We start from the raw sequence: 18,315 nt of genomic DNA on the forward strand, positions 1-18,315 counted from the left end.
GGAATGGGTACCAAAGAATGGCTATAGAAGTTTTCTAGAAGCGAACCAAGCAGTAACGGATTATCTGGTTGGGTATTACAACCAGCATCGTCCCCATCAATATAATGGTGGATTAACACCAAATGAATCAGAACGACAGTTCTGGTTTCCTCATAAAACCGTGGCCAGTTTTACTTGACCACTACACTAACAGTGCCTTGCATTTGAATAGGGAGAACTATTCTTTGCTAACTTCAGCTCGCCGTTCTTCTACTGATCCGGCGAATGCGAACAATGAGCACTGAATTATTCTCGAATGCAGGACCAGTCCCTCCCCTTTGGCTCAGAGTGTTGAGAGCTTGGATGTCAAAAAAAAGGGAGGATTGGAGGGGTTGGTATATTGAATTACCCAGCCGCTTCGCGCTTCTCTTTGGTGACTAACCAACACATCAGCGAACCAACCGTTACCATTACGACGCCTTGCCAGAAGCTGTGACTTAGAGTGACACCTAGAATAATAGAAGAAAACAGAGCAGAAAAAATCGGCGTAAAGTAAGACAAGGTTGCGAGAAACACCATATTGCCGCCAACAATCGCGATATTCCACAATCCATAGCCACCAGCCATTAAAGCCGCAGACGCAATTAAGTACCCCATTGCTTCCCAACTGAATGCCATTGGCGGCTCATCAGTAAAGGCGTATTTGATCCACAAAGAAATGGCTGTCGCGATAAAGAATAAAGTGATCGCATTGTGCTTCGATTGCTGTCTTTGAGTCAGATTGCAATACACCGCCCAGATGACTGCGCCTGCAAATGCCATGAAGTAAACAATCGGATTGCTACTGATATTAGCCACTAACTGCGTTGGTGATAAACCGCTATCACCACTGACCGTCCACGCCACACCAATGAATGCCAACATAACTGCCGGGTACAGTAACCAGTTCGGCTTTTTGTTACTGCCCAACACAGCAAACAATACAGTCAGTGCTGGCCAAAGATAATTGGCGATCGAGACTTCAATCGCCTGAGAACGAGAATTGGAGTAGCCCAATGCCAGCGCGAGGAAGATCTCGTAGCAGACAAACATCGCTCCACCCAGAACTAAATACTTGGGTGAGAAATACGACAGTTTTGGGATGCCAACCACAATCAACAGGAAAATGGCGCTCAGCGAGTAAAGCATGGCTGAGCCCCCTACTGGCCCCAAGCTTTCGGTCACCAATCTTGCTATGCCGAGTAAACAGCTCCAAGAAAGAATGGCGATACAACCGTAGAGGGTGAAACGAAATTGATAGGATTGCATATTATCTATGTGACCTAGTACTCATGGATGCCAAAGGAAACTGCAGCTTAACTCAAAAATGATCCGCTTCAACGTACTCTTTTTCCAAAATAGGTATAAAAACCACTCTATTAAGCGGTTGGAGTCGATATGAAACATTTTCTACCTTCGAGTGTCATGCTGACACCGTTTGTTGTGCGCTACTATGATGAAGACGACGAGAGTGAAAACGTTGAAACACATTCGGAAACGCGTGGTCTAGATAGTGAAGAACAATCTAAGGAACGCTCAGAGTAAAGGAATCCAATCATGAAAAAAGTCGCAGTTATTTTAAGTGGCTCAGGCGTTTACGACGGTTCTGAGATCCACGAAGCAGTATTGGCGCTCTACGCCATCGAGAAAGCAGGGGCAACTTGGCACTGCTTTGCACCTAACATTGACCAACTCCACGTCATCAACCACCTAACTGGTGACGAAATGGATGAAACACGCAACGTCTTGATCGAATCGGCTCGTATCGCTCGCGGTAACATTGATGATGTCGCCAAACTCAACGTTGATGAATACGATGCCCTACTGCTTCCGGGTGGATTTGGTGCCGCGAAAAACTTAACCGACTTCGCCGTCTCAGGGGCGGAATGTTCGATTAATACTCATGTAGCCCAAGCGTGTCGTGCATTCGCTCAAGCGGGCAAACCTGCGGGTTATTTATGCATCGCGCCAACCATTATCCCTCTGATTTACGACCAAGGCGTACAAGGCACAATTGGTAACGATGAAGCAACGGCTGCTGCATTTGGTCATATGGGTGGAGAGCACGTAAACTGTCAGGTAGATGAGATATACTTCGACGAGAAACACAACGTACTTTCAACTCCAGCTTATATGTTAGCGGAGAATATCTCTCAAGCTGCGTCAGGCATTGAAAAACTGGTTGATAAGTTAGTCAAAATCGCCTAAATCGAAAACGTTTGCTTAAAACACACCATAGCAATCCCCGTTGATAAAGAACATATTAATGGGGATTTTTTATACTTTCGCCTCACTTAATCTAGAAACACACTAGCCCTATCATTTTTGCCAATCGTTTGCGTAATAAATGAATCATTTCCCATCTGTTGATTTAATGTTGCACTAGCTCACTGTGCAACAAGACTAGCATCACATTTTCATCCTTAAAGGTACCTCTAAGGGGGTAATCTTGTTCTAGATCAATCTCAACCAAGAATGGAGTATGCAAGAGTAAATGACAGATTAAGAAAGATTATTAAAAATAACGACGGAGCAATCCAATATGACAAGTGCATTTTTTATCCCTACCGTAAACCTAATGGGCGCTGGTTGTTTGAAAGACGCAACAGACAGCATCCAATCTCAAGGCTTTAAAAAAGGTTTGATTGTTACGGATAAGATTCTTAACCAAATCGGTGTAGTAAAGCAGGTTCAAGATCTACTGGCAGAACGCGACGTGGAAACCGTTGTATTCGATGGCACTCAACCAAACCCTACTATCAGCAACGTTAATGACGGCTTAGCACTTCTTACTGATAACGAATGTGACTTCGTTATCTCTCTAGGCGGTGGTTCACCACACGACTGTGCGAAAGGTATCGCACTTGTTGCTTCTAACGGCGGCAAAATCGCAGATTACGAAGGCGTAGACCAGTCTGCAAAACCAATGATGCCACTTATCGCAATCAACACGACTGCAGGTACTGCATCTGAAATGACGCGTTTTTGCATCATCACTGACGAAGAGCGTCACATCAAGATGGCTATCGTTGATAAGCACACAACACCGCTTATCTCAGTAAACGATCCAGAGCTAATGCTAGCTAAACCTGCTTCGCTAACTGCGGCAACAGGTATGGATGCCCTAACTCACGCGATTGAAGCTTACGTATCTATCGCGGCAACACCAATCACTGATGCGGTAGCAATCAAAGCGATTGAACTTATCCAAGCGTACCTACGCACAGCAGTGAAAAATGGTGAAGATCTAGAAGCTCGTGAGCAAATGGCATACGCACAGTTCATGGCGGGTATGGCGTTCAACAACGCGTCTCTAGGTTACGTGCACGCAATGGCACACCAACTAGGTGGCTTCTACGACCTTCCACACGGTGTTTGTAACGCGATTCTTCTACCTCACGTACAGCGTTACAACGCGCAAGTATGTCCAGAGCGCCTACGTGATGTAGCGAAAGCAATGGGCGTAGATGTAGAAGGTATGTCAGCAGAACAAGGTGCGGCAGCAGCTATCGACGCTATCGTAACTCTAGCGAAAGATGTGGGCATCCCTGCAGGTATCAAGGAGCTTGGTGCGAAGCTAGAAGACATCCCAACACTAGCAGACAACGCACTGAAAGACGCTTGTGGTTTCACTAACCCTAAACAAGCAACTCACGAAGAAATCTCTAAGATCTTCGAAGAAGCGATGTAATCTCGCTAACTAAACAATTCTCTATTGCCTTAATTCAATCCCCGATCTCGTATCGGGGATTTTTTACATTCTGATACTACTCATGCTCTGACAAACGTTCTCTTTTAGTGTTAGCTTTTAAGCAATAATACGATTCATATTGGAAGGAACCATGAGAACGATTGCTGCTGCCCTACTCGCTTGTTTATCCTTTTCTGCCAACGCTGCCGAATACCGCGCTAACGAAGTGGCGAATGGATTTCAGATCCCTTGGGGGATCGAGTTCTTAGATAGCCAACGCGTTATCGTCAATGAAAAGAGCGGTACGGTTTCGTTGCTGGATATCACCACAGGCAAACCTCAAAAGCTGTTTAACGTTCCCAATCTGAACGCCAGTGGACAAGCTGGCTTATTGGATGTCGCGCTAGCACCGAATGCCGATAAGCAAAACCCACAACTCTTCTTTACCTACAGCAAGCGCACGAGCAACGGCAATACGGTAGCGTTAGCGACGGCGCAATTGCAAAACAATCAGCTTCTGGGTTGGAAAGATCTCTTTATTGCTGATGCCATCACCGACACAGGGCGTCACTACGGCAGTCGAATTTCATTTATTGACGACAAAGTTTACTTCTCAATTGGTGACCGTGGCGAACGTGATAATGGGCAAGACACTCAAACCCATGCTGGCAGTATTCTTCGTCTCAACCTTGATGGTTCGGTTCCGCAAGACAACCCATTCAAACCTTCCGAAGCTCGTCCTGAGATATGGAGTTACGGGCACCGCAACCCACAAGGTATGTTTTACGATGAAGCAACAAAACAGCTGTGGTCGATTGAGCATGGACCACGCGGCGGCGATGAAATAAACCTAATCAAGAAAGGCGCGAACTACGGCTGGGCAAAAGTCTCTCATGGCAAAGAATATTGGGGACCATTGGACGTCGGGGAAGCCAAATCGCTTCCCGGAATGGAAGATCCCAAGCTGGTTTACATCCCTTCTATCGCACCCAGTAATATGATTTTGTACCGTGGCGATAAATACCCAGAGCTGGACGGAAAAATCCTCGCCGGTGCATTAAAACTGGCGCACATCAACGTGGTTTCTATTGAGAATGGCAAGCTCACCGAATCAAAAAGATTGATGGAGAATCTTGGTGAGCGAGTAAGAGATATAACCATCAGCCCCGATGGTTATATCTACTTTTCTACCGACAGCGGCAAAATCTTTCGTCTTGAGGAGAAATAGTTTTGTCTGAAGGGATAGCCAAAAAAGCTAGCTCTTTAAACTCACTGCCACTGTTTCATTGTCAAAATCGAGCGTCATGGTCGATCCCAATGGAACGGTGAGCATTGGGTGAGTATGGCAGCTATCAAAGTCATACAAAATCGGTAGTGGTTGACCGTTAAGCACTTCTAGCAACACGTCTATAGGTGCTCGTCCTGTGCCTTTATCGTTGAACTTTTCATGCTTGCCAAGAACAACCGCACTGACTTTATCAAACACACCAGAAAGCTTAAGCAACGCAAAAGAGCGTTCGACCGTTTCAATGCCCTGCAAACAATCTTCCACCAGCAAGATATCGCCTTGTTCGATACTCGGCATAAACTCACTTGCCCAGATGCCTGTCATGGTATTAAGGTTGCCACCAATCAAACGCCCAGTGATCTTGCCTTCGCCTTTGAAATGCCAATGGTTTTGCAAGGTTTGCTTTGCGCGGTCTTGCTCGCCCCACTCTATCCATTCATCCGTCCAACCTTGTGGCATTATGTATTGATGCTCCAAGCCAACTAATGTATTCACTATCGATTCGAACGAAGCGAAGGTCTCGTCCACCAATGGCGGGAATTCACCCAGAGAGGCCACCAAAGCAGGACCATAGAAAGTAACGATGCCAGTTTGTGCATAAATGCCCATGAGCAGAGCCGTCACATCCGAATAACCAACAATAATCTTGGGATCTTGCTTCAGCGCCTCGTAATCAATGTAAGGTAGCAATGAGTTACTGTTGTAACCACCAATGGTAGACATAATACAGCGCACTTCGGGATCACGAATCAGCGCATTCAATTCTTCTACTCGCTCTTGAATCGAACCCGAGCGATATTGGTCAGTTTTACCCGTTAAGCAGCCTGCTTTTACCTGGTAACCATGTGCTTCCACATACGCTTTAGCCCGCTCAAAACGTTCTGGAGCAAATACCGTGGCTGGAGATGACGGAGAGAAAAAGCCGATGGTGTCGCCTTTTTGTAATGGTTTAGGAATGATCATGGCTCGTCCTTGTTTTGTGATACATGGTTGATTTATTTTCGTACAATCTAAGCAGAACAATCTAAACTTAACAATAACCTTTTGTTTTTTAAAACGATAGTTCGGTTAAGTTGTACGAGGTCATTATGAATCCATTCCCTTTACAGCTCGATAAAATTAAAGCCGTGGTGTTCGATTTAGACAACACCTTGGTGAGTTCTGATATGAACTTCGGTGAACTGCGTCGACAGCTCGGTTGTCCGCAGAGTGAAGATCTATTAGATTTTGTCGAAGCACTTGAGCACCCTCATCATCGAGAGCACGCTCATAACGTGATATTTGATTACGAGATTTCTGATGCTGAGCAGTCCGCCCCCATGCTCGGCTGTCATGAATTGCTCGCTCACTTGCATCAAAATGAAATCAAAACCGCTATCGTGACGCGCAACTGTCAAATCGCCACGCAACGCAAGCTAGAACACAACCAAATTTCAGTGGAGCGAGTTATCACTCGCGAGTGTTTCCCGCCCAAGCCAGACCCACTATCTTTGCAGGTATTGGCGAAGGAGTGGCGCTTAATGCCAGATGAAGTGCTTTATGTTGGCGATTATCTTTATGACTTACAGGCTGCGTACAACGCGCGGATGCCCTCTTGCCTTGTTCATCACGGTAATCAAGAAACCTTCAATGACTCAGCCTCGTTGGCGCTTAGCGAACTCAGTGATTTGTTGAACCATTTCCAATCCTTACCGCGAACATAAACACGCACATAAAACACGCAAACAAAAAAAGGGGCACCAACGTGCCCCTTATGACTTATTCCCGATTGTTTCATGCGTTCCCAACGATTGCTTGGGTGATGCGTCGCTTAGCCTTGTAGGTAAGCGTTAAGCATCCACATTAATTTTTCTTGCTCACGGATGTAGTCACCCATCAATGCCGCTGTACCTTCGTCATCTGCTTCACCCGCGTTTTGTAGAATCTCACGCTGTTTTAGAAGTAGAACGCTAAAGCCTTGAACCAGACCGTGTACACACTCCTCACCAGAAGTCGCGTTTTGATGTTCTTTAATTTCACTTGCTTCCAAGTAGTTGCTGAATGCGTGTGCTGGAGTATGACCCAAGGTTAGAATACGCTCTGCAAGCTCGTCGATTTTTGTTTGTAGATCCGTGTAGATCTCTTCAAATTTTACGTGCAGTTCGAAGAATTGCTGACCTTTGATGTTCCAGTGGTAACCACGTGAGTTCATGTACAACACTTGGTAATGCGCTAGTAGCTGATTGAGTTGTTGAGCTAGTTGTGCTGATTGTTCGCTGTCTAGACCAATTAGGCTTACTTGTTTATTCATAATCTTGCTCCTAGAAGGATGATACCAATCGTAGTAACGAACGATTCTCTTACCGGGATTGGTATAAAGTTTAAAAATTCTTTTGCAGTATTTGCTGCCGATGGAGTCATATTACGACTCCGCCTCGGTGAAGAAAATTTGGTTTTAGCTATGATTTAAATAGCCAAATCCAATGAGCAAGTAGACGAATACCGGCGTATCATCCAACAAAAAGCCCAGTATCTTATTGCAAGGTACTGGGCTTTTGCTTTTCTAGATAAAGTTTATGCGGTCTTGAAAGTTGCCATCTGTTGATTCAGCTCAGTAACTTGTTCTTTTACTTGCAATGACGTCTCTGATGCACGTTGACTGTTATTCGAAACTTCGTCCACTGATTGAGTAATATCAGACATCAATCCCGTGATCGAATTGGTCGCATGCGATTGCTGCTCTGCCGCTGCCGCAAGTTCTGCCATTTGCTCATTCAAAGAACCGATTTGCTCAGTAGTAGCGAGCAAACGAGTGACCGCTTTTTCAATGTGCTCTGCACCCTGCTCTGCAAGTGATTGGCTGTGTTCAATTTCCTCAACCACTGAATTAGTCGAACGTTGAATCGCATTGATGATGCCGTTGATTTCTGTCGTCGATTGAGTAGTGCGAGTCGCTAACATACGTACTTCGTCCGCCACAACCGCAAAGCCTCGCCCTTGATCACCCGCACGCGCCGCTTCTATCGCCGCATTCAATGCCAATAAATTGGTTTGCTCTGCCAAGCCTTCAATCACTTCAGTAACTCGACCAATGGCTTCGCTCTCTTTGCTTAACTGCGTCACTTGCGTACTCGCGGTTTCAATGCTGCCGTGCAAGCTTTCCATGGTGACTTTGTTTTGCTCTAAAGCATCACGACCTTGTTCAATCTCGCCTTTTGAATCAGAAAGCTTCTGCACCGATTGATTGGCTTGATCTAGGGTGTTACGCGCGGCTAAAGCGATTTCATCCAATTGGCTTCCCATTTCAACAATGCTGGTCTGTTGCTGCTCTACATTCGATGAGGTGACTTGCGCCGATTTCAACAAAGCTCCCATACTGGTATCCACTTGGTTCGCTTTCTCACTTACCCCTGCCACAATGCTCGCTAACGATTGGTTCATGCGGTTAATCGAATCGGTAAGATCTGCCAATTCATCTTTCCCCACAACCGTGAGCGGAGGCTGAGAAACGTCCCCTGAAGCGATCGTCTTTGCTCGCTCCGATAAGTTTTTCACTCGGCGACCAATGGTATTGCCCATGTATTTTGAAATAGCGACTGCGGAAAACAAAACCAATGCCGCCGCAATCAGCATGGTGGTGAGTACGTTCTTGATCGACTGATTAATGCCCTGCCCGCTTTGATCTGCACGACTTTGCTGCGCCAATACGATCGTCTCTAAGCTTTGGTCTAGTGCATCTGCTGCAGGCAACAGTTCGTTCGCCATCAACAAGTTTGATTCGTTCCATTCTGGTGACTGACGTAATGCAATTACCTGCTCTGCTAAAGGAAAGTACAGTTGTTGCATTTCTTTAAACAGTGACCACAATGATTGGTCGTTATCAGTCAGTCTGTCGAGTTTGCTGTCGATTTCCGCGACAGACTGATTGTGGTACTTAATCAAGTCATGGTATTTGTCCAGATGATCTTGCTGCCCGTACAACAGGAAATCTCGCAGAGCAGACAATGCATTGGCGAGCGAGGTATAGCTGTCGGCGTAGACTTTAAACAGACGCTTTCTGTCTCCACCAAATGGGTTTCCAGACTCTTCGTTGATTAAGCTTTGAAGCTGATCAAGTGCCACTTCTGCAATGGGTGCCGCTTCGTTAATAAAGAGGTTGTGCGCGGGTAAGTTCTCATCACTGTGGCTAAGTTCAATCAGCTTGTTTAGAGAAACTTTTACTGCGTCCCACTGGCTTTGGATCGCTTGAAAATCCTGTTCAGAGATCAAAGCCTGCAACGTTGGAAGTGACTCGTCTGTAGATGCCATGATATTGCGTACGTCCTCACTTAGACGTGCGCTCGCCTCTTCATCGCCACCTAGCAACATGTAGGCTCGAATAGAGGACAGCGACGCTTGAACGGACTGTTGGATACCGCGACTAGTGTCTACGGTCGGTAAATCGGATTTAAGTAGCGAAGAGGCGTATTGCTCTACGGTGGTAACGTTGCGATACGTGAATACCGCTGATGCCATAAAAAGTACGGCTAGCAGCACAAAACTGAGCTGCAACTTCCCTGATATCGTAAGGTTCATCCATAAACTCCTGACAACGATGAGCCCTAAATATAACGAGATTAATAAGAATGTTAAATATATGTATCACACGTTAAACAAAAAAGAATGTATCCGGGTGCTTATCGTAAAAATTGGGGAACCTATTGGCGATTTATTTTACTGATAAAGGAACAGTCAGCATCAAAAGCTGTACTTTACGTTCGCAAACAACAGAGTCGCAGGCGCTTCGCCAAACAAGCTACCACTGCTGCCGTTAAAGCTTTGGATTACTGTAAGTAATTGCCAGTCATTAGCGAGGGAGTAGTTACTCGACATACCAAGGAAATAGGAATGGTCATCGTAGTAGCTGGCCGAGAGCGTGACACGATTTAAAGGCGTTAAATCAAAGCTCATATCGGCATACCATGTATTTCGTGTAAAGCTCAATGTTTTTGCATCGAGAGGAAGGTTCAAATACGCCAATGCGCTCGATGCATCTTGCGGTTCGGAGATAAATAACCACGCTGCGCGCCCCATCCAACTGCGTTCTCCGCCAAAGCTGTAATCCGATTCAAAACTGGCAACCGCGGTCTTTTTGGTCGGTTCACCTTCAAATTCTGGATCAATGGGATCAAACCACGTGAGTTCTCCTCGAAAACCCGCATCAAACACATCCGTTGCAAAACCAGCGCCGAGTACGTAATCCATCCGAGCTCGGCCTGCAATAAACTGGTAATCCCATCCCGATTGATTGGCGAAATAACGCAGTGAGGCACTGTTTTGCCCTGATTCACGAGCAGGCGAAAACACCAAATCGACCCCATCGGCAAAACCCAGCTTCCTGCTCAACATGACGGCATCCGTGCCTGCCCGTTCTTCATAATCAAAATCGTAAATCGAATACGCATTGTAGATATCGTTTGGATTCCATATCGTATTCATCGACCAGTTAATACGGAAGCGCCCTAGTTGCGCTCCCCAGTCATCTTGCAGCCAAGTGAGATACAAGCGATCAAGCTGACTGTTGATGATCACATCATCTTCATGCCAGTTTTTGCTTAAATCCATGTAACCAGAATCCAACGCAACCAAATCGGCATAGCCTGGAAAGTTGTTAGAATCGCCCCAGAGTACTCGATTTCGTAGCCCAACATTCACTCGCAAACTAGAAGAAAAACGGTATTCAAAGTTAAGTCGATTGTGTATTAGGTTATCAAACGTATTATCAGCGCCATCAGGAATACTGTAGGTTGCCATGTATTTGATGTAACCATCCAAATCCCATGACTTTTGTGGCTCTAATCCGGGAACCGCAGAAAAGACGCCACCAGCCTGAAGGCTAAGCAGAGAAAGACTTAACGCCTTGATAAACACTGCACTTGTATTCGTTCTTGGCAAGTAAGTATGTAATCGGAGAGCGTTGGTACAAATCGCAGACAAATGGGAAACAGCTTTATGCATGCGACCTCTCTGCGCGATTATCGATATTACTGAAATCACGCGCTAAACGACCGTCTTCAAACACGATAATTCGGTGTGCACGTTTTATCACTCGCGGATCGTGAGTCGAGAAGATAAACGTCGTTCCTTCTTGTTCACTCAGTTGCTCCATAATGTCGAGCAGCTCCGCGGTGCTTTTGGCGTCTAGATTGGCAGTGGGTTCGTCCGCCATGACAAAACGAGGCTTCGGCGCTAAAGCACGAGCAACCGCAACGCGCTGCTGCTGCCCGCCGGACATATTGCCTGGCACCTTATTCATTTGTTCCGCTAACCTCACTTGTTCAAGCAAGGACGTCGCACGTTCACGGCATTCTCGCTCGGTTTTACCTTGCAGCTGCATGACGAATTCCACATTCTCAAGCGCGGTTAACACAGGTAACAAACTGTAGTCTTGGAAGATGAAGCCTATATTATCGCGACGATAGGCAATCAGTTCTTTTTCTGACATCGATGAAATCATACAACCGTCGATTTCCACTTTGCCAGAGCTTGGGGCATCAATACCGCCAATCATGTTCAGCAACGTCGTTTTACCCGAACCAGATGGCCCCATGATCGCAACGAACTCACCCTGCTTAATCTCCAAGTCTACCGACTGCACTGCGTGCACAGGGAAATCACCATCGGCGTTGTAAATCTTAGTTAGTTTTTCTAGTTTGATGGTCATTAGCTTTTCTCCGCCATGGCATCCACAGGTCGATGCTTCAAAATTTGTCGTGCGGGATACAGGGCTGCGATAAGGCTGGCAACAAAAATCGCGACAATGATCATTTGATATTCCGTTATTGATACCCGTGGATAGAGCAAGGTATCTACGCCATAAGCCCCCAGCCCTTCCGCCATACCAGCCAGCGACAATCCAGTAACACTCAGCACCTTGAGCATAATTGCACTCCCGAGCAACCCAAGCGCACAACCGCTTAATCCGAGGAACAAGGTTTCAAAAACGATCAACAAGCGTATCTTGTGTTTTTGCATCCCGACAGCCATTAACACACCGAACTCTCGTGTGCGTTCAAACACCGACATCAACATGATATTGATGATGCCAAGGGTCATCGCCAACACAAACACCACCAGCATCACTTGGTTGGAAACATCCATTGTGCTCATCATGGTCGAGAGCAAAGGTTGGATCTCTTGCCAAGGTCTCACGCTGAGCAAGTCTTTACTTTCCGGCGGCAAAATAGAGTGAGTGAACGCCAGTATCTGCTTGAGCTCAGTATCGTTATTAGAAGTAAGGAGTATCGCGATTTCGTGTGTGCCACTCAGCCCCGCGACCTTTTCAAGATCTGCTTTGCGGACGTAAACATTACCGTCATCAAACCCTGTCGATGGTGTTTTGAATATACCTCGAACACGAAATGCCGCGCCTGCAACCTCCCCATTGACATCAGACAAAGTGAGTACGACTTTGGAGCCGACACGTAGCTTTAATCGTTCGGCTATCTTGCTCGACACCAAAATCGGATTTCTGCCTTCTTCACTCAACCATTCCCCGTCGACAATATGTTTCGAGAGTGGCGTGATGTTTTGCTCTTGCTCGATATTAACGCCGTTGATGCGAATACCACGTGTGCTGCGCGCCGACGCTATCATGCCATCTGCTAGAAATCGCTCAGAAATGACTTTCACTTCTCGATTAGCCGATAACACTTTGCCTATCTTATTCGCATCGGGAATCACATCTTTTAGCTCAGGATTGACCAAGTAGGACTTTTGCTGGATCTGAAAGTGACTGGTTTGCCAAGAGATAGCGTTCTTGATCATGCTATCGACCAAGCCATTCATAAACCCCATCATGGCAACCACGCCCATCAAGCCAAATACCATCGCACCGAGCATGATTGAGGTTCTCAACTTGTTACGCCACAAGTTACGCCAAGCCAACTTAACCAGCATGAGCACCTCCTTTTAACCCTGCCGCAATAGGCATTCGAAGCATACGAATCATTGGGTAAAGTAAACACAACAAGAGAATGAACAGCACGACGGCGATTTGATTGAGCAGTAAGTGTGGGTCGAGCGAAACGGGCACAATAGGTTCAAAACCACTTTCGCGCATGAGCTTGGCAGCATCGCCGGTAATTTCGATTGGATTAAAATAGAAATACCCCAACACAGGAGCACTAACGATAAATCCAATAATGATGCCAATGACGGACATAAACAGAGACTCTATCGTGAGCAGAAGGGCGAGCTTAGAACGCAGCATTCCGGTTGCCAGCATGACTGCGAACTCACGTTGGCGTTCTAATGTTGTCATCAAGATAGTCGCAAACAAGCCAAAACCAACAATGCCGTAGAGAATATAAATCAAGAAAATACCGCCCGCTTTATCTAAGGCGATTTGCTGTGCCATTTCTGGCGACAACTCTTTCCAATCCTTCACAGCGACATTTTTGCCATACTCGGCTTTAAGTTGTTCAACGGTATCAGGTAAGTCTCTTAGACTCTCAGTATTCAAAACCCATGCGGTAACTTGGCCATCCAATGAATACAGGTTTTGCGCAGTATCGAGCGGCATGTACACCAACTGAGAATCAAGCTGCGGCAAAGGAAAATGAAGAATGCCCGAGATTTGATACAAACCTGCCGCGGTCTGTCCTCGATAACCGGCACCATATAGCACCAGTTCATCGCCAACCTTGAGTTGCAAATAATTCGCTAAACCACCACCAACTAACACTGATTTTTGCCCTGATTGGATGTAGCTTCCCTCAATCAATTTGTCGCTGATATTGGAGTACCGATCTTCAGCTTCAGGCTCAACGCCTAGTACCATCACACCCTTTGAGCGTTCATCTTTTGCGGCTAAAGCAAAAGACTCTACCCGAGGTAATACCACATCAATATTGGGATTGTTTTTCGCCGCCGAAATGAAGGTGTTGGTTTGCGGCAAGACATCATCAATGCTGGAAGAGTCACCAAACTCGGGGTTTTGCAGTTGAATCAGACCCGTATAAAACTTGGCGGCATTTTTGATATTGGACGTATAACTGCCTTCTTGAAACGCTCGTGTAATAAGCGAAAGAAACAACACCAATGCCAACGCAGACGCCGTCAGTAGTGTCCTGCGCTTTTGTCGCCAGAGGTTTCGCCAAGCCAGTTTCACAAGCATTGATTCGTATCCTTCCGTTGATGTTTGATTATCCGTTTCTTCTTTTAGCCGTTCATTTACCCAAACTTAGTCGCGCAGCGATTTCATCTGTTGCTGAGAGAAAAAACCGTCATCGATATCAAAATCAAACTGTGCTTGGTGGGTGATGAGTACGGTTTTATTGTCTGGCTTATCAAGCGGCTGCATTTCCATTCTGGTCGCTAATTTCCTCCCACCGAGTTCTTCCACGTCATAAGTCGTCATCACGTTCACTCGCTCATCAAACTCATCGTAGAATTCTACTTTGCGCTGTAGGTAGGTCGATTTGGAAATCCACAATGTTACTTTGCTCCAAACCACTGGGGCATCTGGCTTTGCGAAGGCGTCTATCACCCAAACCTTGTCGCCATCAAACACATCCTCACCTTTTAGTTGATGCTGATAATCGACCACGATAGAAGACTGGTTGATCAAGTCATCATTGGTGAAGTCTGAGCCCATCCACGATTGGCTCAACATAGATGGCGCAATTTTGATGACGCGTTCAATGCTCGGTACCCAATTCCACATTTCTCTTTGTCGTTTTAGAGAAGCGCTGCCTTTATCTTTGGCTGGCGCCGTAACCAACACCAAAGACAAATCCGTCCCTTTGGTCCAGCTTTTCATGGTCATCGACCGAGTCCAATCAGGACGAATGATCTCCATAGTGGATTCGGTATAACTGGAATCGCCGCGCATTGCCTGATCTGATTTTTGCACGATTTCTAAGGCACTTTCAGCAGCAACGGTAAATGAAGTGAACAAACACATGAGAGATAACAAAGCAGTACGCATAACTGTCCTCGGCACTGAATCCCGACACGATTAGCATCAGAAATAACAATAAAAACAGAGAGTTCAGATCAGTATAGCAAGAAGAGAATAGAGGTCAGCGAGAGCTCGCTCAAAGTTTCACTGAGCTTTACGAAGTAATGGCTCAACTTTGTTTCTGTTAATGATTTGGAACACTGCACGATTCTTCCCATTTGCCTTGCCACGGTACATGAGTTGATCTGCATCTTGCAGGCTTGGTTGTTCATCAAATTTTGGATAATACGCACAGCCTAAACTGATACTCACGCTAATCGTTTGTCCATCCAAAGTCACTGGAGAGCAATGCACTTGGGTGCAAATTGTACGTGCGAGTACTTCAGCTTCTTCAGCAGAGAGCGAAGCTGTCACCAAAGCGAACTCTTCACCACCAATGCGTGCCAACGTCATTCTTTCATCGATCACGGTTCTCGCCGTATTCGCAACGGCGATAATGGCTTGATCGCCAACCACATGCCCGAATTGGTCATTGATGGATTTGAAGTCATCAATATCAAACACCATCACGGTCAAGTTTCGCCTTACGTTACTTAACGTCGCTAAACGCTCAATCAAGTGACGTCGATTATAAAGCTTAGTGAGAGGGTCAGTCAGGGTGAGCTCAAAAAGCTGTTGATTCGCCATAGTGAGTTGCCGCGTGCGCAGAGCCACCGTGCGTTTGAGTGAAAAGATATGGAACATAGCCGCGATAATAAGAGCAAACACAGCAAGGGGCGCTAGATAGGCGGGATAAACCGTTTTAACGTGGATCCAACGACTTAAAATTCGATCTTTGTCGGCTTCCAACACCGTTTCAAATTTCTTGGAGATGGCTTCGATCGACTCTGAGCTCGCCTCTCCCGTCGCGATTCTCAAGCTTTTGCTATAAAGGTGTAATGCAGGCAGGAACGTCACTGCATCTGATGTCGTCGCCATATAGAAATTAGACACTTGAGTATCGACCACAAACAGAAATATCTTTTTGTCGGTAACGGCTTTTAATAATGCATCATTATTCGCAAACTGTTTGATTGCGGCGTTGGGATAACGCTTACGAACGAAAGTCTCTTCGTATCCCCCTTTAACTAACCCCACCTCCATCGCAGACTCCCCAGCCAACACCGAATCAACATCGATGCCTAAAAGGTCGCTGTTCACGTACAGTTGGGTATCAATAGGCATGATCACAGTGCCAAAATTTAGGTACTGGTTGCGCTCTTCAGAAAATATGAGCCCTGCATGAATGTCTGCTCTACCCTCTTTCACTGCGAGCAAAGAGTCTTCCCAATCAAGCAGAAGAAACTGAACATGAACATCATTTCTAACGGCATACTCACGCCAAAAATCAATTAAGATGCCCTTAGGCTCACCATCTGGTGTGAGATAAGAGAAAGGCTTCCACGCTTTTGAATTGGCGATAACGAGAGTCTCTTGCTGGGTCTCATGACCATACGTCACAGCACTATGCAGCACGCCCACTATTAATAGAGCAATGCTAAACGTGGTGTTTTTCCAAACATAAGTACTATAACGTATGAGAGTCATTCCTACTTCTCGCCACCCTGTCCGAAAGAGTTATCTAAGACTTAAATCGAACTAAAGATATAGCAGAGCTTTTAGATATGGGAAGAGACTCTTATTGATATGAATCTAAATTAATACACTTCATCTGAAAAACGGTACTTTATTGCTAGAAGTATTTATTAATTTATCGCGAATTATTATGACATTTATATGAATGAAAGTGCGATAGTACCAACCGTTCTCGATGCAAATCCGCGATAAACGAAACAACACCTGACACAGCCCACAAAATCACATCAAAAAAGTAATGATTATTCGCTCGATAAGAATCACTTTGTTAACTTACGCGCAATTTTTTTGTGACCCGAAATTTTCGCTTTCGCCATGCCTTCTCAATATAGAATTAACAAAATCGTCGAAATTGGCGATACCTTGCATCGCAGTGGTTGTGCACCTTACAAAGTAGAGAAATACACTCAGCACTATGCGCAAAAACATGGCGTGGATGTGATGATTCAAGCCACACCAACCGCGATCAATTATCAGTTTCCTGATGACAACAACGCAGTGGTACTCAAACGCCTGAAACCAGCTTCCATTAACTTGAGTTTGCTGGCCAACACCATTATTCGTATCAATCAACCAAGTAGCGAACCTGTCCCTGAACCTGCGGGATATCCTTCATGGATCATCGCATTGGCAAACATGGGTATTCCACCCGCTTACTTAATGTTGGTTGGCAGTACCCTAGAGGCAGTCGGCTTTGCTTTTATTCTCGGCTTTATGGTCTGGGGATGTCAGCAAGTTTGCCGAGCGAGACGTGCAATTGCGGTTGAGTTTATCGCGGCTTTGTTCACTGGCATTATTGTCGCTTACCTATCCAGCACTGGATTGCCGATTCCAGTATGGGCGCTCTGCATCGCTACGATTGTTTTGTTTGTGCCCGGACTTTCGATCGCTAACTCGCTGGAGTGTCTCGCGTTCAACGATTTGGTTTCAGGAACCAGTTTATTGGGGCAATGCGCCCTCACGCTGATCAAACTGTTTGTCGGCATTACCATGGGGCTTAATATCGGTGAAGCCATTTGGGGTCAAGCGCAATCCATCGCCTACACCAATGCAGTTCCTATTTGGATGCACATTAGTGGCTTGTTCATCATTTCAATCAGCCTTGGGGTGATCTTTAATGCCCGCCCTATCGACATTCTACTTGGCTTGCCGGTGGCAATGTTGGGAATGTGGGGGCCATTTTATCTTGGTTTTGAAAGTGGCTGGGTTGTGGGCACTTGGGTTACCACTGTACTGATAACCCTATACGGGACTTGGATTGCGAAAAAGATGGAACTGACGGGCTCTATCTACATTGTTCAAGGCATTATCATATTGGTTCCTGGTAGCCGTGTATTGGTCAGTGCGAGCCAATCCGTCTTTGAGCAATCGATTTTGCCGATCCCAAGCATTGGTTTGTCTGCGCTGTTTATGTTCTCGGCGATCGTTGCAGGGCAAATCACAGCCTATTCCATTTACTCACCCAAAATCGAACGCTAAGACACCGCATCTCCATAACCTTCAGACAAGAAAAAAGCCCTATTCAAAATCCACATTAGTGAGAACTTTGAATAGGGCTCTTTGCCTCTATGCTTCGCTTTCCGGTTGAAGCTGCCTTTGCCTTTTTTCGCTTTTACAACTCGAGTTCTAAACAGTTGACTGGTGACAACGGCTTTCAATGCATTGTCTTTAATTTCGCCTCTGCCAAATTCGGTATCTTGAACCAATTCATTCGGCTGAGGATTAGATTTGTTCTTCGCCATAGATCCTCCTTAATGGTCG

18 protein-coding genes are annotated in these 18,315 nt (G+C 45.9%); 7 read left to right on the plus strand and 11 right to left on the minus strand.

Annotated elements, in window-relative coordinates; all coding sequences use genetic code 11:
* Positions 1-178, plus strand: a 178-nt coding sequence (locus tag KIO97_RS14650; protein WP_373417323.1) for an IS3 family transposase, incomplete at its 5' end; no start/stop codon positions are given.
* Positions 179-384: 206 nt separating this feature from the next.
* Here the strand turns inward: KIO97_RS14650 and yddG are convergent.
* Positions 385-1,287, minus strand: a complete 903-nt coding sequence (gene yddG / locus KIO97_RS14655; protein WP_285383177.1) for an aromatic amino acid DMT transporter YddG — start codon at positions 1,285-1,287, stop codon at positions 385-387.
* A 129-nt stretch (positions 1,288-1,416) separates the two neighbouring features.
* Here yddG and KIO97_RS14660 point away from each other — a divergent pair, with 129 nt between their 5' ends.
* The 4 genes from KIO97_RS14660 to KIO97_RS14675 all read left to right on the plus strand — a co-directional run bounded on the left by KIO97_RS14660 (position 1,417) and on the right by KIO97_RS14675 (position 4,937).
* Entirely contained in the window at positions 1,417-1,563 is a 147-nt protein-coding gene (locus KIO97_RS14660; RefSeq protein ID WP_196298168.1) for a hypothetical protein, read from the plus strand.
* A gap of 12 nt (positions 1,564-1,575) precedes the next feature.
* A complete protein-coding gene (elbB, locus tag KIO97_RS14665) occupies positions 1,576-2,226 on the plus strand; it encodes an isoprenoid biosynthesis glyoxalase ElbB (protein WP_285383180.1) in 651 nt (216 codons plus the stop codon).
* 334 nt (positions 2,227-2,560) lie between these two features.
* Complete coding sequence (gene yiaY / locus KIO97_RS14670) at positions 2,561-3,709, plus strand: L-threonine dehydrogenase (RefSeq protein WP_045381982.1); 1,149 nt, start codon at positions 2,561-2,563, stop codon at positions 3,707-3,709.
* Positions 3,710-3,860: 151 nt separating this feature from the next.
* Positions 3,861-4,937: a PQQ-dependent sugar dehydrogenase gene (locus KIO97_RS14675; protein ID WP_285383182.1), complete on the plus strand. Its 1,077-nt coding sequence runs from the start codon at positions 3,861-3,863 to the stop codon at positions 4,935-4,937.
* A gap of 27 nt (positions 4,938-4,964) precedes the next feature.
* Here KIO97_RS14675 and KIO97_RS14680 read toward each other — a convergent pair whose 3' ends face one another.
* Positions 4,965-5,960: a S66 peptidase family protein gene (locus KIO97_RS14680; RefSeq protein ID WP_285383183.1), complete on the minus strand. Its 996-nt coding sequence runs from the start codon at positions 5,958-5,960 to the stop codon at positions 4,965-4,967.
* Positions 5,961-6,085: 125 nt separating this feature from the next.
* Here KIO97_RS14680 and KIO97_RS14685 point away from each other — a divergent pair, with 125 nt between their 5' ends.
* Positions 6,086-6,700 carry an HAD family hydrolase gene (locus KIO97_RS14685; protein ID WP_285383185.1) on the plus strand — a complete coding sequence of 205 codons (615 nt, stop codon included), beginning with the start codon at positions 6,086-6,088 and terminating at the stop codon, positions 6,698-6,700.
* 107 nt (positions 6,701-6,807) lie between these two features.
* Here KIO97_RS14685 and KIO97_RS14690 read toward each other — a convergent pair whose 3' ends face one another.
* The 8 genes from KIO97_RS14690 to KIO97_RS14725 form a co-directional block, all read right to left on the minus strand.
* Positions 6,808-7,287: a Dps family protein gene (locus KIO97_RS14690; protein ID WP_285383187.1), complete on the minus strand. Its 480-nt coding sequence runs from the start codon at positions 7,285-7,287 to the stop codon at positions 6,808-6,810.
* 263 nt (positions 7,288-7,550) lie between these two features.
* Positions 7,551-9,551: a methyl-accepting chemotaxis protein gene (locus KIO97_RS14695; RefSeq protein WP_285383189.1), complete on the minus strand. Its 2,001-nt coding sequence runs from the start codon at positions 9,549-9,551 to the stop codon at positions 7,551-7,553.
* A gap of 162 nt (positions 9,552-9,713) precedes the next feature.
* Positions 9,714-10,973, minus strand: a complete 1,260-nt coding sequence (locus tag KIO97_RS14700) for a hypothetical protein (protein WP_285383191.1) — start codon at positions 10,971-10,973, stop codon at positions 9,714-9,716.
* Complete coding sequence (locus KIO97_RS14705) at positions 10,966-11,679, minus strand: ABC transporter ATP-binding protein (RefSeq protein WP_285383193.1); 714 nt, start codon at positions 11,677-11,679, stop codon at positions 10,966-10,968. The genes KIO97_RS14700 and KIO97_RS14705 overlap by 8 nt, the downstream gene beginning before the upstream one ends.
* Positions 11,679-12,914 carry an FtsX-like permease family protein gene (locus tag KIO97_RS14710; RefSeq protein WP_182052586.1) on the minus strand — a complete coding sequence of 412 codons (1,236 nt, stop codon included), beginning with the start codon at positions 12,912-12,914 and terminating at the stop codon, positions 11,679-11,681. The genes KIO97_RS14705 and KIO97_RS14710 overlap by 1 nt, the downstream gene beginning before the upstream one ends.
* Entirely contained in the window at positions 12,904-14,133 is a 1,230-nt protein-coding gene (locus KIO97_RS14715) for an FtsX-like permease family protein (RefSeq protein ID WP_182052587.1), read from the minus strand. Before KIO97_RS14715 ends, KIO97_RS14710 begins: the two co-directional genes overlap by 11 nt.
* A gap of 66 nt (positions 14,134-14,199) precedes the next feature.
* Positions 14,200-14,946, minus strand: coding sequence for an outer membrane lipoprotein-sorting protein (locus KIO97_RS14720; RefSeq protein ID WP_182052588.1), 747 nt, complete (start codon positions 14,944-14,946; stop codon positions 14,200-14,202).
* Between the two features lie 117 nt (positions 14,947-15,063).
* Positions 15,064-16,506, minus strand: coding sequence for a diguanylate cyclase domain-containing protein (locus KIO97_RS14725; protein ID WP_045395511.1), 1,443 nt, complete (start codon positions 16,504-16,506; stop codon positions 15,064-15,066).
* A 363-nt stretch (positions 16,507-16,869) separates the two neighbouring features.
* Between KIO97_RS14725 and KIO97_RS14730 the strand changes: the two genes are divergently transcribed.
* Positions 16,870-18,033, plus strand: coding sequence for a threonine/serine exporter family protein (locus KIO97_RS14730; protein WP_005433427.1), 1,164 nt, complete (start codon positions 16,870-16,872; stop codon positions 18,031-18,033).
* Here the strand turns inward: KIO97_RS14730 and KIO97_RS14735 are convergent.
* A complete protein-coding gene (locus KIO97_RS14735) occupies positions 18,030-18,296 on the minus strand; it encodes an alternative ribosome-rescue factor A (RefSeq protein ID WP_050913074.1) in 267 nt (88 codons plus the stop codon). The genes KIO97_RS14730 and KIO97_RS14735 overlap by 4 nt on opposite strands.
* Between the last annotated feature and the right edge of the window lie 19 nt (positions 18,297-18,315).

The sequence above is a fragment of the Vibrio sp. B181a genome, from assembly GCF_030248375.1.
Taxonomy (GTDB): domain Bacteria; phylum Pseudomonadota; class Gammaproteobacteria; order Enterobacterales; family Vibrionaceae; genus Vibrio; species Vibrio campbellii.